Origin of the sequence: Methylophaga sp. (assembly GCF_965655755.1) — a bacterium.
Taxonomy (GTDB): Bacteria; Pseudomonadota; Gammaproteobacteria; order Nitrosococcales; family Methylophagaceae; genus Methylophaga.
The window spans coordinates 1-12,969 of sequence record NZ_CBFHHW010000042.1 but is presented as its reverse complement, the minus strand read 5'-3'; the positions used below and the strand labels follow the sequence as shown (position 1 = coordinate 12,969).

Annotated in this window: 28 protein-coding genes; all 28 read left to right on the top strand. The window is 45.2% G+C overall.

The window, feature by feature from the left end:
• A partial coding sequence (locus ACTF5U_RS11460) for a hypothetical protein (RefSeq protein ID WP_438971688.1) occupies positions 1-99 on the top strand: 99 nt, incomplete at its 5' end.
• 5 nt (positions 100-104) lie between these two features.
• Entirely contained in the window at positions 105-419 is a 315-nt protein-coding gene (gene rpsJ, locus ACTF5U_RS11455; protein WP_438971765.1) for a 30S ribosomal protein S10, read from the top strand.
• A gap of 14 nt (positions 420-433) precedes the next feature.
• Positions 434-1,069: a 50S ribosomal protein L3 gene (gene rplC / locus ACTF5U_RS11450; protein ID WP_438971764.1), complete on the top strand. Its 636-nt coding sequence runs from the start codon at positions 434-436 to the stop codon at positions 1,067-1,069.
• A gap of 19 nt (positions 1,070-1,088) precedes the next feature.
• Entirely contained in the window at positions 1,089-1,706 is a 618-nt protein-coding gene (rplD, locus tag ACTF5U_RS11445; RefSeq protein ID WP_438971763.1) for a 50S ribosomal protein L4, read from the top strand.
• On the top strand, positions 1,703-1,996 hold the full coding sequence (rplW, locus tag ACTF5U_RS11440) for a 50S ribosomal protein L23 (protein ID WP_438971762.1): 294 nt from the start codon (positions 1,703-1,705) through the stop codon (positions 1,994-1,996). Before rplD ends, rplW begins: the two co-directional genes overlap by 4 nt.
• Positions 1,997-2,025: 29 nt before the next feature.
• On the top strand, positions 2,026-2,853 hold the full coding sequence (rplB, locus tag ACTF5U_RS11435; protein ID WP_438971761.1) for a 50S ribosomal protein L2: 828 nt from the start codon (positions 2,026-2,028) through the stop codon (positions 2,851-2,853).
• Between the two features lie 15 nt (positions 2,854-2,868).
• A complete protein-coding gene (gene rpsS / locus ACTF5U_RS11430) occupies positions 2,869-3,144 on the top strand; it encodes a 30S ribosomal protein S19 (protein ID WP_438971760.1) in 276 nt (91 codons plus the stop codon).
• A 9-nt stretch (positions 3,145-3,153) separates the two neighbouring features.
• On the top strand, positions 3,154-3,486 hold the full coding sequence (gene rplV / locus ACTF5U_RS11425) for a 50S ribosomal protein L22 (RefSeq protein WP_438971759.1): 333 nt from the start codon (positions 3,154-3,156) through the stop codon (positions 3,484-3,486).
• 12 nt (positions 3,487-3,498) lie between these two features.
• Positions 3,499-4,161: a 30S ribosomal protein S3 gene (gene rpsC, locus ACTF5U_RS11420; RefSeq protein WP_438971758.1), complete on the top strand. Its 663-nt coding sequence runs from the start codon at positions 3,499-3,501 to the stop codon at positions 4,159-4,161.
• An 11-nt stretch (positions 4,162-4,172) separates the two neighbouring features.
• A complete protein-coding gene (gene rplP / locus ACTF5U_RS11415; protein ID WP_008292018.1) occupies positions 4,173-4,586 on the top strand; it encodes a 50S ribosomal protein L16 in 414 nt (137 codons plus the stop codon).
• The gene (rpmC, locus tag ACTF5U_RS11410; protein ID WP_438971757.1) at positions 4,586-4,771 is read left to right on the top strand and encodes a 50S ribosomal protein L29; all 186 of its coding nucleotides are present in this window, start codon (positions 4,586-4,588) and stop codon (positions 4,769-4,771) included. Before rplP ends, rpmC begins: the two co-directional genes overlap by 1 nt.
• 9 nt (positions 4,772-4,780) lie before the next feature.
• Entirely contained in the window at positions 4,781-5,041 is a 261-nt protein-coding gene (gene rpsQ, locus ACTF5U_RS11405; protein WP_438971756.1) for a 30S ribosomal protein S17, read from the top strand.
• Between the two features lie 27 nt (positions 5,042-5,068).
• A complete protein-coding gene (gene rplN, locus ACTF5U_RS11400) occupies positions 5,069-5,437 on the top strand; it encodes a 50S ribosomal protein L14 (RefSeq protein WP_438971755.1) in 369 nt (122 codons plus the stop codon).
• Between the two features lie 15 nt (positions 5,438-5,452).
• On the top strand, positions 5,453-5,779 hold the full coding sequence (gene rplX, locus ACTF5U_RS11395) for a 50S ribosomal protein L24 (RefSeq protein ID WP_438971754.1): 327 nt from the start codon (positions 5,453-5,455) through the stop codon (positions 5,777-5,779).
• Positions 5,780-5,801: 22 nt separating this feature from the next.
• Positions 5,802-6,341, top strand: coding sequence for a 50S ribosomal protein L5 (rplE, locus tag ACTF5U_RS11390; RefSeq protein ID WP_438971753.1), 540 nt, complete (start codon positions 5,802-5,804; stop codon positions 6,339-6,341).
• Between the two features lie 23 nt (positions 6,342-6,364).
• On the top strand, positions 6,365-6,670 hold the full coding sequence (gene rpsN, locus ACTF5U_RS11385) for a 30S ribosomal protein S14 (protein WP_438971752.1): 306 nt from the start codon (positions 6,365-6,367) through the stop codon (positions 6,668-6,670).
• Positions 6,671-6,698: 28 nt separating this feature from the next.
• Positions 6,699-7,094 (top strand): 30S ribosomal protein S8, encoded by a 396-nt coding sequence (gene rpsH / locus ACTF5U_RS11380; RefSeq protein ID WP_438971751.1) that lies wholly within the window; start codon positions 6,699-6,701, stop codon positions 7,092-7,094.
• A 24-nt stretch (positions 7,095-7,118) separates the two neighbouring features.
• On the top strand, positions 7,119-7,652 hold the full coding sequence (gene rplF / locus ACTF5U_RS11375; RefSeq protein WP_438971750.1) for a 50S ribosomal protein L6: 534 nt from the start codon (positions 7,119-7,121) through the stop codon (positions 7,650-7,652).
• 12 nt (positions 7,653-7,664) lie between these two features.
• On the top strand, positions 7,665-8,018 hold the full coding sequence (gene rplR / locus ACTF5U_RS11370; protein ID WP_438971749.1) for a 50S ribosomal protein L18: 354 nt from the start codon (positions 7,665-7,667) through the stop codon (positions 8,016-8,018).
• Positions 8,019-8,036: 18 nt separating this feature from the next.
• Entirely contained in the window at positions 8,037-8,549 is a 513-nt protein-coding gene (rpsE, locus tag ACTF5U_RS11365) for a 30S ribosomal protein S5 (RefSeq protein WP_438971748.1), read from the top strand.
• 5 nt (positions 8,550-8,554) lie between these two features.
• Entirely contained in the window at positions 8,555-8,743 is a 189-nt protein-coding gene (gene rpmD / locus ACTF5U_RS11360) for a 50S ribosomal protein L30 (RefSeq protein ID WP_438971747.1), read from the top strand.
• 1 nt (position 8,744) lies between these two features.
• A complete protein-coding gene (gene rplO, locus ACTF5U_RS11355) occupies positions 8,745-9,179 on the top strand; it encodes a 50S ribosomal protein L15 (protein ID WP_438971746.1) in 435 nt (144 codons plus the stop codon).
• Positions 9,180-9,184: 5 nt separating this feature from the next.
• A complete protein-coding gene (secY, locus tag ACTF5U_RS11350; RefSeq protein ID WP_438971745.1) occupies positions 9,185-10,540 on the top strand; it encodes a preprotein translocase subunit SecY in 1,356 nt (451 codons plus the stop codon).
• Between the two features lie 35 nt (positions 10,541-10,575).
• Entirely contained in the window at positions 10,576-10,689 is a 114-nt protein-coding gene (rpmJ, locus tag ACTF5U_RS11345) for a 50S ribosomal protein L36 (protein WP_083821451.1), read from the top strand.
• 87 nt (positions 10,690-10,776) lie between these two features.
• A complete protein-coding gene (gene rpsM, locus ACTF5U_RS11340) occupies positions 10,777-11,130 on the top strand; it encodes a 30S ribosomal protein S13 (RefSeq protein WP_438971744.1) in 354 nt (117 codons plus the stop codon).
• 16 nt (positions 11,131-11,146) lie between these two features.
• Positions 11,147-11,536 (top strand): 30S ribosomal protein S11, encoded by a 390-nt coding sequence (gene rpsK / locus ACTF5U_RS11335; protein WP_438971743.1) that lies wholly within the window; start codon positions 11,147-11,149, stop codon positions 11,534-11,536.
• A 22-nt stretch (positions 11,537-11,558) separates the two neighbouring features.
• The gene (gene rpsD, locus ACTF5U_RS11330) at positions 11,559-12,179 is read left to right on the top strand and encodes a 30S ribosomal protein S4 (RefSeq protein ID WP_438971742.1); all 621 of its coding nucleotides are present in this window, start codon (positions 11,559-11,561) and stop codon (positions 12,177-12,179) included.
• A gap of 42 nt (positions 12,180-12,221) precedes the next feature.
• Positions 12,222-12,969, top strand: a 748-nt coding sequence (rpoA, locus tag ACTF5U_RS11325; protein ID WP_438971741.1) for a DNA-directed RNA polymerase subunit alpha, incomplete at its 3' end; no start/stop codon positions are given.

Below are 12,969 nucleotides of genomic sequence, written 5' to 3'. Positions count from 1 at the left end.
TTGATTGCACCGATTGCGATGGAAGAAGGGTTACGTTTTGCTATTCGCGAAGGCGGCCGCACAGTTGGTGCTGGTGTCGTTAGTAAAATCACAGAGTAATAGAAATGGCTGCAACCCAAACTATTAGAATCAGGCTGAAATCATTTGATCATCGATTAATTGATCAATCAGCAAAAGAAATTGTTGAAACGGCTAAACGTACAGGCGCACGAATCAATGGTCCGATTCCGTTGCCGACGAAAAAAGAACGTTTCACAGTGTTGGTTTCACCTCACGTGAACAAAGATGCCCGTGATCAGTACGAAATTCGTACACACAAGCGTCTTATGGATATTGTTGAGCCTACTGATAAAACAGTAGATGCTCTAATGAAGCTGGATCTCGCCGCAGGCGTTGATGTCCAGATCAAGTTGAACTAAGAGGGGCTGGGTCAATGACTATCGGACTCATCGGCCGTAAGCGTGGCATGACACGTGTCTTCTCTGAAGACGGTGTCTCTACGCCAGTAACGGTAATTGAAGTAGAACCAAATCGTGTTAGCCAGTTAAAAACGGTTGACACTGATGGGTATAACGCGATTCAAGTGACTGTGGGTGGACGTAAAACATCACGTGTTACCAAACCTGAAGCAGGCCACTTCGCTAAAGCACAAGCCGCAGCCGGACGTAAGGTTGCCGAGTTTAGAGTTGAAGAACTCAATGAGCTTGAATTAGGTGCTGAGTTGAAAGTGGACTTGTTTGAGAACGGTCAACAAATCGACGTATCAGGCATTACTAAAGGTAAAGGTTTTGCTGGTGTCGTAAAACGCTACGGTTTCCGTGGTGGTGACGCAACACATGGTAACTCGCTGTCTCACAGAGCGCCGGGTTCGATTGGCCAGTGTCAAACACCAGGTCGTGTTTTCAAGGGTAAAAAGATGGCAGGTCATATGGGTGATAAAAAACGCACCCTACAAAATCTGTCAATCGTCAAGGTGGATGCAGAGAGAAACCTGCTGTTGATTAAGGGGTCTGTCCCTGGAGCAACAGGCAGTGATGTAATTATCCGCCCGGCTGTTAAAGCCCAGTAAGATTCTTAGGGGAATAAACGTGGATCTTCAATTACAATCATTCGACGGAAAAAAAGCAGGAAACATCGCTGTTTCAGATGCTTTGTTTGACCGTGAATTTAATGAGTCTCTGGTGCATCAAGTGGTCACTTCATACCTGGCCGGTGCTCGCAGTGGTACACATGCACAAAAAACACGCTCTGAAGTAAGCGGTGGCGGACGTAAGCCATTTGCTCAAAAAGGTAGTGGTCGTGCACGTGCTGGTACTATCCGCAGCCCTTTGTGGCGCAGTGGTGGTACTACCTTTGCTGCGAAAAACAGAGATTATAGCCAAAAAGTTAACCGCAAGATGTATCGCTCTGCAATCGCATCGATCCTATCTGAGCTGCGTCGTAATGATGCATTAATCGTGGTTGATAAAGTCGAACTGGACACGCCAAAAACAAAAGACTTGCTTGCTAAAGCGAAGTCACTGGGTCTGTCTAACGCACTTATCGTGACTGAAAATGCTGCAGGAAATTTGGCTTTGGCCTCTCGTAACCTGTATGACATTGCTGCAACAGATGCGGCGCACGTCAATCCGGTTGCTCTGTTGCGCTTTGAAAAAGTCGTGATGAGTGAAGACTCTGTTCGCAAATTAGAGGAATCACTGGCATGAACTCAGAGCGTTTAACAAAAGTTATTTTGGGCCCTGTGGTCGCTGAAAAAGCATCACGTGTTGCAGAAGACAATAATCAGGTCGTACTGAAAGTACTGCCTAACGCCAACAAGATTGAGATCAAAGCAGCGGTAGAAACGTTGTTCGATGTCAAAGTTGCTGATGTCACCACAACCAACGTAAAAGGCAAAGTCAAACGTACCGGCCGCACTATGGGCAAGCGTTCAGACTGGAAAAAAGCCTATGTGACGTTGGCTGACGGTGCTGATCTCAACTTCCTTGGCGAATAAGTAAACAGAATACGTGTGAGGAATCAGGAATGGCATTAAAAAAGGCTAAACCTACATCAGCTGGTCGCAGATTTGTTGTCCAAGTCAGTACACCAGGCTTGTATACAGGTGCACCATATGCGCCGTTGGTTGAAAAGAAATCGAAATCTGGTGGCCGTAACAACGCTGGTCGCATCACTGTCCGTCACCGCGGGGGTGGACACAAACAGCGTTACCGTTTGATTGACTTCAAACGTAAAAAAGACGGTATTCCAGCTGTAGTTGAAAGAATTGAATACGATCCGAATCGTACTGCACACATCGCACTGCTGAAATATGCAGACGGTGAAAAGAGCTACATCATTGCTCCCAAAGGTGTGGTCGCAGGGGATCGTCTTGAATCAGGTGAAACAGCAGCGATTCGTGCAGGTAATGCACTGCAGCTGTCTGCTATCCCATTGGGTAGCACGGTTCACTGTATCGAACTGAAACCAGGTAAAGGTGCTCAGCTGGCGCGTAGCGCGGGTGGTAGTGCTCAATATGTCGCACGTGAAAACGGCTATGCGACAATCCGCCTGCGTAGCGGTGAGATGCGTAAAGTATCTTTGGATTGTAAAGCCACAATGGGTGAAGTCGGCAACGGCGAACATTCATTGCGTTCTCTGGGTAAAGCTGGTGCCACTCGCTGGCGCGGCATCCGACCTACCGTCCGCGGTGTGGTTATGAACCCGGTTGATCACCCACATGGTGGTGGTGAAGGTCGTACTTCGGGCGGTCGTCATCCTGTTACACCTTGGGGCGTACCTACCAAAGGTTATAAAACACGTAAAAATAAACGTACTGACAACATGATCGTACGTCGTCGTAACAAGAAATAAGATTTAGGGAATCCTATGCCGCGTTCAATTAAAAAAGGTCCTTTTATAGACCAGCACCTTGAAAAGAAGGTCTTGGAAGCGAGAGAAACTGAAAATAAACGTCCGATTAAAACATGGTCAAGACGTTCAATGATTTCTCCGGACATGATCGGCTTAACATTGGCTGTTCATAATGGGCGACAACACGTACCTGTGTTTGTTACAGAAGATATGGTAGGGCATAAGTTGGGTGAGTTTTCTCCAACTCGCACCTTTAAAGGTCATGCCGCTGACAAAAAATCTAAACGGTAAGGTTAAGATATGGCTACAAAAGCTAAACTCAGCTATTCACGCATTTCCGCACAAAAGGTGCGATTGGTTGCAGATCAAATCAGAGGTTTGCCAGTAGAGAAAGCGATCAATCTGCTATCGTTCAGCCCTAAAAAAGCGGCTGAGCTTATGAAGAATGTTTTAGACTCAGCGATCGCTAATGCTGAACATAATGACGGTGCAGATATCGACGAATTGGTCGTTTCAGCGGTTATGGTGGACGAAGGTCCAACTATGAAACGCATGCAGGCACGCGCTAAAGGCCGTGGCAACCGTATTCTTAAACGCACCAGCCACATTACTGTGGTTGTAGCAGAAAAGTAAGAGAGAAGACTTATGGGACAAAAGGTTCACCCAACAGGTTTTAGACTTGGTATAATTAAGGATTGGAATTCGATCTGGTATGCCGGTTCAGCAGACTATTCACAAATGCTGAACAACGATCTGAAAGTGCGTGGCTATCTGAAAAGCAAACTGTCACATGCTTCAGTCAGCAAGATCCAAATCGATAGACCAGCTAAGAACGCTAAGATTACTATTCACACCGCCCGTCCAGGTATCGTGATTGGTAAAAAAGGCGAAGATATCGATAAATTGCGTAAAGAAGCGTCAGACCTGATGGGTATTCCTGTCAATGTCGGCGTTGAAGAAATCCGCAAGCCAGAACTGGATGCAACCCTGGTTGCAGAAAGTGTTGCGCAGCAACTTGAGCGTCGCATTATGTTCCGTCGTGCAATGAAACGTGCAGTGACTAACACAATGCGTCTTGGCGCTGAAGGTATCCGTATTAATGTTGCCGGCCGTTTGAACGGAGCAGAAATTGCCCGTACAGAATGGTATCGCGAAGGTCGTGTACCTTTGCATACACTTCGTGCTGACATCGATTATGGTACAGCGGAAGCTAATACCACATACGGCATTATCGGTGTCAAAGTTTGGATTTTTAAAGGTGAGATTTTTGACGCAAATGCGCAAAATGCACCTGCAGCTGAGAAATAAGGTTATAACCAATGTTACAGCCAAAAAGAACGAAATTTAGGAAACAGCAAAAGCTGCGTAACAGAGGACTGGCACACCGTGGCGCGAAAGTAAGCTTCGGTGAATATGGTCTGAAATCTCTGGAACGTGGTCGTATTACAGCCCGCCAGATTGAAGCGGCTCGTCGTGCAATGACGCGTCACATTAAACGTGGCGGTAAAATTTGGATCCGTGTGTTTCCTGATAAGCCGATCTCCAGTAAACCACTGGAAGTTCGTCAAGGTAAGGGTAAGGGTAATGTTGAATACTGGGTTGCGAATGTACAACCTGGACGCATGCTCTATGAGATGGAAGGTGTTGCAGAAGACGTAGCGCGTGAAGCTTTCCGTCTTGCAGCAGCGAAACTTCCCGTTAAAACAACATTTGTAACGCGGGCGATACTGTAATGAAAGCGAGCGAAATTAGACAAAAATCACCTGAAGATCTGGCTAAAGAGTTAACAGAACTTCATAAAGAACAGTTTAATCTGCGTATGCAAAACGCTACAGGTCAATTGACACGTAATAGCGAAATCAAACGTGTTCGTCGCGATATTGCACGCATTAAGACTGTATTGAACGAGAAAAGATAGGGCACGGAAATGAGTGATCAGCAAAGTACAGCACGTTCGTTAACCGGTCGTGTCATTAGTGACAAGATGGATAAAACTATTACTGTTCTTATCGAACGTAGAGTTGCCCATCCGATCTATAAAAAATATGTAAGACGTTCTACCAAGTTGCATGTTCATGATGAGAACAATGAATGCAATATTGGGGATACCGTTAGTGTTGCCTCAACTCGCCCACTGTCTAAGACGAAGTGCTGGAAGTTGGTCGAAATTGTCGATCGTGCGAAGTAAAGCAACTATCAGTTTGGAGTTTAGACCATGATTCAAATGCAAAGTAGTCTGGAAGTGGCAGATAACAGTGGCGCCAGACGCGTAGAGTGCATCAAAGTATTAGGCGGTTCTCACCGTCGCTATGCTGGCATCGGTGACGTTATTAAAGTCACAATCAAAGAAGCGGCGCCTCGTGGCAAAGTGAAAAAAGGTGATGTGCACGATGCGGTTATCGTTAGATCCCGTAAAGGTGTACGTCGTCCAGATGGCTCAATCATCCGTTTTGATGAAAATGCAGCCGTTCTGCTGAACACGGCTCAACAGCCGATTGGTACACGTATCTTTGGACCGGTTACGCGTGAGCTTCGTGGAGAAAAATTCATGAAGATCATTTCTCTGGCACCGGAAGTACTGTAAGTAGGAGCGCTGAGGATGGAAAGATTAAAAACAGGTGATCAAGTCGTTGTGATGACGGGTAAGGATCGCGGAAAACAAGGCGAAATCCAAAGCCGAGTGGATAAAGATGGCAAGGTAAAGTTTGTTGTTCAGGGTATCAATCTGGTCAAGAAACACCAAAAGCCTAATCCGGCTCTGGGTCAAACAGGTGGCATAATTGAAAAAGAAATGCCAATCGATGGGTCGAATCTGGCTCTTGTCAACCCCGCCACAGGCAACGGTGACAAAGTTGGATTTAAAGTGCTAGAAGATGGCAAGAAAGTTCGCGTCTTCAAATCAAATGGCGAAGTTGTAAGCGCTTGAGCTTCGTATTAGGTATAGAACAGTGAGCAGATTAAAACAATATTATCGTGAAAATGTAATTAAACAGTTGCAAGACGAGTTTAAATACAAATCAGTAATGGAAGTGCCTCGCATTACCAAAATCACCTTGAATATGGGTGTGGGTGAAGCATTGACTGACAAAAAAGTGCTGGAAAACGCAATGGCTGACATGGAGAAAATTGCCGGTCAGAAACCCGTTGTGACAAAAGCAAAGAAATCAGTCGCGGGCTTCAAAGTGCGTGAAGGTTGGCCAATTGGTTGTAAAGTCACATTACGTGCAGATCGCATGTATGACTTTTTGGATCGCCTGATTACCATTTCCATTCCGCGTATCCGGGATTTTCGTGGCCTCAACCCTAAATCATTTGATGGCCAGGGAAACTATAGTATGGGAATTAAAGAGCAAATCATCTTCCCAGAAATTGAATATGACAGAATCGACAAAATGCGTGGTATGGATATTACCATTAACACTTCAGCAGATAATGCTGAAGAGTCACGTGCTTTGTTGGCTGCGTTCAAGTTTCCTTTTAGAAAATAAACAAGAGTTGGATGGAATAAGTTATGGCTAAACGTTGCATGGTTAATCGCGAAATTAAAAGAGCGAAACTGGTAAAGAAATACGCTGCAAAGCGTGCTGAATTAAAAAAGCAAATGCTGGATATGTCATTGAGTGGCGAACAGCGTGAAGCAGCTGCGAAGAAGTTTCACGCGCTGCCACGTAATTCAAGCCCGACTCGCATGAGAAATCGTTGTGAAGTGACAGGTCGTCCGCATGGCTACTACCGTAAGTTCGGTTTGTCACGTAACAAGTTGCGTGAGCATGCAATGAAGGGCGATATCCCTGGTTTGGTAATGGCTAGTTGGTAATTACCAACCTATAAGTGGAGCTAATTAAATGAGTATGACAGATCCAATTGCAGATATGCTGACACGCATTCGCAATGCCCAACAGGCGAACAAAGTTGATGTAAGTATGCCTTCTTCTAAAGTGAAGGTGAGTATCGCCAAGGTATTGGAAGAAGAAGGCTATATTTCTGCATTCAATAGCACAGAAGTCGAAGGTAAAGCGACGCTGACGGTCACCTTGAAATATTTCGAAGGTAAATCCGTAATCTCGGTTATTAACCGTGTTAGCCGTCCTGGCCTGCGTGTATATAAATCAGCCAATGAACTGCCGCGTGTTATCGGCGGTCTCGGTGTAGCGATTGTGTCTACATCTAAAGGCGTGATGGCTGATCGCAAAGCTCGTGCCTTAGGTCAAGGCGGCGAAGTTTTGTGTGCAGTTAGCTAAGCCGAATTTATTGGAGATTGTAAAATGTCACGTATTGCAAACGCGCCAGTAGAAATTCCAGCAGGTGTGGAAATCTCACTGAATGGTAGTGAGGTCACAGTCAAAGGTTCTAAAGGATCATTGACTCGTGCAATCCACCCTGATGTGAGCGTAGCGCAAGAAGATTCTGCGCTTAAAACTACAGCAAATAACAAATCAAAAGAAGCCATCGCGTTGGCGGGTACAACCCGTGCACTGCTAAATAATATGGTGGTTGGTGTAACTAAGGGCTTTGAGAAAAAGCTTGCTCTGGTTGGTGTTGGTTACCGTGCAAAAGCACAAGGCAACAAACTCGACCTGACATTGGGTTTTTCACATCCTGTTCAATACGCTGTGCCTGAAGGTATCAACGTTGAAACACCAAGCCAGACTGAAATTGTGGTTTCAGGTGCTGACAAACAAGTTGTCGGTCAGGTGGCAGCAGATATTCGTGCCTATCGTTCACCAGAGCCTTATAAAGGTAAAGGTGTTCGTTATGCAGATGAACATGTTGCTCGTAAAGAAGCTAAGAAAAAGTAATTAGGCTGAAAAATGGATAAGAAAATTTCACGTTTACGTAGAGCGGCCAGAGCGCGGGCTAAACTGAAAGAGCTTGAAGTCTATCGACTGACAGTTCATAGAACGCCTCGCCACATCTATGCGCAAGTTCTGACTCACGACAGCTCTAAAGTCATTGCTACAGCTTCGACTTTGGATGCAGAAGTGAAAAAAGATCTGAAGAACACGGGTAATGTTGATGCTGCTACTGCTGTAGGTAAAGCAATTGCTGAACGTGCAGTGAAAGAAGGTATCACAGAAGTGGCCTTTGATCGTTCTGGTTTCCGTTATCACGGTCGTGTTAAGGCATTAGCTGATGCGGCTCGCGAAAGCGGCCTTCAGTTCTAATTTAATAGGGTAAGAAACATGGCTCAGAATGAACAAAGACAAGCCAACAACTCTGATGGTTTGATAGAAAAATTGGTAGGTATCCGCCGCGTCGCTAAAGTAGTGAAAGGCGGTCGTGTATTTGGTTTCTCAGCACTGACAGTTGTCGGTGATGGTAACGGACGTGTTGGTTTCGGCCAAGGTAAAGCGCGTGAAGTACCCGTTGCAATTCAAAAAGCAATGGATGAAGCCAGAAAGAACATGCAAAGCGTTGCACTGAAAGGTGATACTTTGCAACATGCTGTGAATTCAAGACATGGTGCTGCGAAAGTCTTCATGCAGCCTGCATCAGAAGGTACTGGTGTAATCGCCGGTGGTGCTATGCGTGCTGTATTTGACGCAGTTGGTGTTCATAACGTTCTTGCCAAATCAAACGGTTCGACCAATCCACTGAATGTTGTTCGCGCAACAATCAGAGGTTTGACCGAAATGAATAACCCAGAAGCAATTGCTGCCAAACGTGGTAAGTCAGTTGAAGAGATCACGGAATAACAACGATGTCATCACAAGCTAAATTAAAAGTCACCCTGGTGAAAAGCACCATAGGTCGTTTGGCTAAACATAAAGCCTGTGTTGCCGGTCTTGGTTTAAGAAAAACCGGTAGCAGCGCCATCGTGGTAGACACACCAGAGAATCGCGGCATGATCAATCATGCTTCGTATCTATTAAAGGTCGAGGAAGTTTAAAATGAACCTGAATACACTTGCCCCAGCACCAGGCGAAAAGAAAGATGCCAAACGCGTTGGTCGCGGAATCGGTTCTGGACTAGGTAAAACGTGTGGCCGTGGTCACAAAGGTCAGAAATCCCGGTCAGGCGGTTTCCATAAACGCGGTTTTGAAGGTGGTCAAATGCCTTTACAACGCCGTCTGCCTAAAGTCGGTTTTACATCACGACTGAGTCGTACAACTGCTGAAGTTCGCCTAGATACATTGGCTAACATCGATGCTGATACAATCGACTTGCTGGCATTGAAAGCTGCCGGCGTGATTGCTGAAAACATTCTTCGTGTAAAAGTTATCGGGTCTGGCGAAATCAACAAATCAGTCAATCTGAAAGGCATCATTGCTACAGCGGGCGCTAAGAAAGCGATCGAAGCTGCCGGCGGTAAGGTCGAAGAGTAAACTACGTGGAAAAAAACAGACAACAAGCAGCAGCCATGATGGGTAGCGGTGGACGCTTCGGGGAACTGAAAAGTCGCTTGTTATTCGTCCTCGGAGCCCTGATCGTATATCGTTTTGGTACGTTCATGCCTGTTCCGGGCATTGATCCGTCAGCGTTGGCAATTATGTTCGAACAACAAAGAGGCACAATCCTCGATATGTTCAACATGTTTTCCGGTGGTGCATTGGAGCGTTTGTCTGTTTTTGCATTGGGTATTATGCCGTATATCTCGGCATCTATTATCATGCAGCTCCTCACTGTTGTGCATCCAAAACTAGCACAGCTAAAAAAGGAAGGTGCTGCGGGTAAACGTAAGATCACTCAGTACACACGCTACGGAACGCTTGTATTAGCCACATTTCAGGCATTAGGTATCGCTATTGCCCTGGAAAGTCAGAGTGCAGCGGGCGTTGGTGTTGTTATCGACCCGGGTTTTGTGTTTCGTATTACAGCAGTCATCACTTTAGTAACGGGCACAATGTTTCTGATGTGGCTGGGCGAACAGATAACTGAACGCGGTATCGGTAACGGTATATCACTGATTATCTTTGCGGGGATAGTAGCCGGTTTACCAGCTGCAATTGGTGGCACACTCGAATTGGCTCGTACCGGGCAACTAGCAGCCTTCTTAGTAATTGCATTATTGCTATTAGCATTACTCGTTACTGCCTTTGTCGTATTCGTTGAACGTGCACAGCGCCGAATCCCTGTGCATTACGCAAAACGTCAGCAAGGTCGCAAGATGATTGCGGGTCAAGTGACCCACTTACCACTGAAGTTGAACATGGCTGGTGTAATTCCTCCAATTTTTGCTTCAAGTATCATCCTGTTTCCTGCTACAATTGCCGGCTGGTTTGGTTCGTCAGACGGTATGGGTTGGCTTAAAGACATTTCTACTTTAATGTCACCTGGTCAGCCTATGTATGTCATAGCCTACGCTGTGGCGATTATATTCTTCTGTTTCTTTTATACCGCGCTGGTATTTAATCCGAAAGAAACAGCGGAGAACCTGCAAAAATCTGGCGCTTTCATCCCTGGTATTCGCCCGGGTGAACAAACCGCTAAGTATATTGATACTGTGATGGGGAGATTGACCCTAGCGGGTGCGGTTTACATCACAGCAGTCTGTCTGTTGCCAGAGTTTTTAATACTTTATTGGAGTGTGCCGTTCTATTTCGGTGGTACCTCTCTGTTGATCATCGTAGTGGTCGTGATGGATTTTGTTTCACAAGTTCAATCGCACATGATGTCGCAGCAGTACGAAAGTTTGATGAAGAAATCAAACAAGAATAACAGTGGGATAACAGGCTTTTTAAGCTAATTCCAAAACTTAAAAGGTTTTGCTGGAGAAATAAGATGAAAGTTCAGGCGTCAGTAAAAAAGATTTGTCGCAATTGTAAAATTGTAAAAAGAAATGGTGTTTTACGAGTTATCTGCTCAGAAGCTCGTCATAAACAACGTCAAGGATAACTTGACGAATATCTTTAGTATGTTGTTGAACAAAAGATTTGTATGATACAATTGGCTGTTCACTCCTGAGGAATTTAGGGTAAATCAATGGCTCGTATAGCTGGTATTAATGTTCCTGTGCAAAAGCACACCGTAATTGCTTTAACATCAATTTATGGTATCGGACGCACACGCGCTCAATCAATCTGTGAAGCTGCAGGTATCGCACCTGATGCAAAAGTAAGAGATTTGTCTGAGCAGGAAGTTGAAGTGCTTCGTACCGAAGTTGCCAAGTTCACTGTAGAAGGTGACTTGCGTCGTGAAGTTTCTATGGATATCAAACGATTGAAAGATCTCGGTTGTTTCCGAGGTGTTCGTCACCGTAGAGGTCTTCCAGTTCGCGGCCAAAGAACAAAAACAAATGCAAGGACCCGTAAAGGTCCTCGTCGTGTGATCAAGTAAGGTAAAGAGGCTTTCGATGGCAAATTCATCAGCACGTCAACGTAAACGTGTTAAAAAGAATGTAGTTGATGGCGTGGCACACGTGCACGCTTCATTCAATAACACAATCGTTACAATCACTGATCGTCAAGGAAACGCTCTGTCTTGGGCTACTTCTGGCGGGTGTGGTTTCCGTGGTTCACGTAAAAGTACCCCATTTGCTGCACAGGTCGCTGCTGAAAAAGCCGGCGAAGTCGCACGTGATTTTGGTATGAAAAACCTTGATGTTCAAATCAAGGGGCCTGGTCCTGGTCGTGAATCAGCAGTCAGATCCCTGAATAATCTGGGTTTTAAAATTACAAATATCACCGACGTAACGCCAATTCCTCATAATGGCTGTCGTCCGCCTAAGCGTCGTCGCGTTTAACAGATTTTCGGAGTAACACAGAATGGGAAAATATCGTGGCCCAACTTGTAAACTGAGTCGTAGAGAAGGTACTGACCTCTTCCTTAAGAGTAGAGGCAACCCAATCGAGAGCAAGTGCAAGATTGAAACTAAACCTGGACAACATGGCGCTCGCAGAGGTCGTGATTCAGACTACGCTACTCAGTTGCGTGCCAAGCAAAGAATCCGTCGTATTTATGGTGTGCTGGAAAAACAATTCCGTAACTACTACAAAACCGCGGATCAGAAGAAAGGCGCAACCGGTGTAAACCTGCTGAATATGCTGGAGCAACGTTTAGATAATGTTGTATACCGTATGGGCTTTAGTGGAACACGCGCTGAAGCAAGACAGCTAGTTTCTCACAAAGCCATCTTGGTAAACGGTAGAGGATTGAATATCCCTTCTTACCAAGTGCAAGAAGGTGATGTGATTGAAATCCGTGAAAAAGCCAAAAAACAGGATCGCATTACAAATGCAATGACTGTTGCAGAGGAATTGGGTTTCCCTGAGTGGCTGGAAGTTAATTCAAAAGGTTTGTCAGGCACTTTTAAACGTCTGCCTGAACGTGATGAGCTACCAGCAGAATTATCAGAAAACCTGGTTGTAGAGCTTTACTCGAAATAAACATAACTAAACTCCGAGTAGGGGTTTACTAGAGGAATTTGCATGACGACTTACACGAGTCAATTTCTTAAACCAAGGATCGTCGATATCCAAAAGTTTAGTGATACGCGTACACGTCTGGTTCTGGAGCCACTTGAACGTGGTTTCGGGCATACCTTGGGTAATGCATTACGCAGAATATTGCTCTCCTCGATGGAAGGTGCTGCAGTAGTTGAAGCCCAAATCGATGGCGTAGTTCACGAGTATTCAGCTATCGATGGTGTTCAAGAAGATGTGCTAGATATCTTGTTGAATATGAAGGGTCTTGCAGTGAAGCTGCATGAAGGCAACGAAGTTGTTTTGACTCTGAATAAAGAAGGTGTTGGACCCGTGACAGCTGCTGATATTCAGTTGCCTCACAACGTAGAAATTGCCAACCCTGAACATGTTATTGCTAATTTGACTGGCGGTAGTCTGTCTATCACATTCAAAGTGGCTAAAGGTCGTGGCTACTCTGCTTCTAATACACGTAACATCAGTGAAGAAGAAGAGCGCGCCATTGGTCAGTTATATTTAGATGCATCCTTCAGCCCTGTACGTCTCGTTACATACAGCGTTGAAAGTGCTCGTGTAGAAAATCGTACCGATCTCGATAAATTGATTATCGATGTTGATACAGACGGCACCATGGAAGCAGAAGATTCAATTAAGTACGCTGCAACAATTTTGAGTGACCAATTAACATCGTTTGTTGATTTTACTGTTATTGAAGAAAGCGTAGCAGAACCAAAACAACCAGCAATTGATCCTG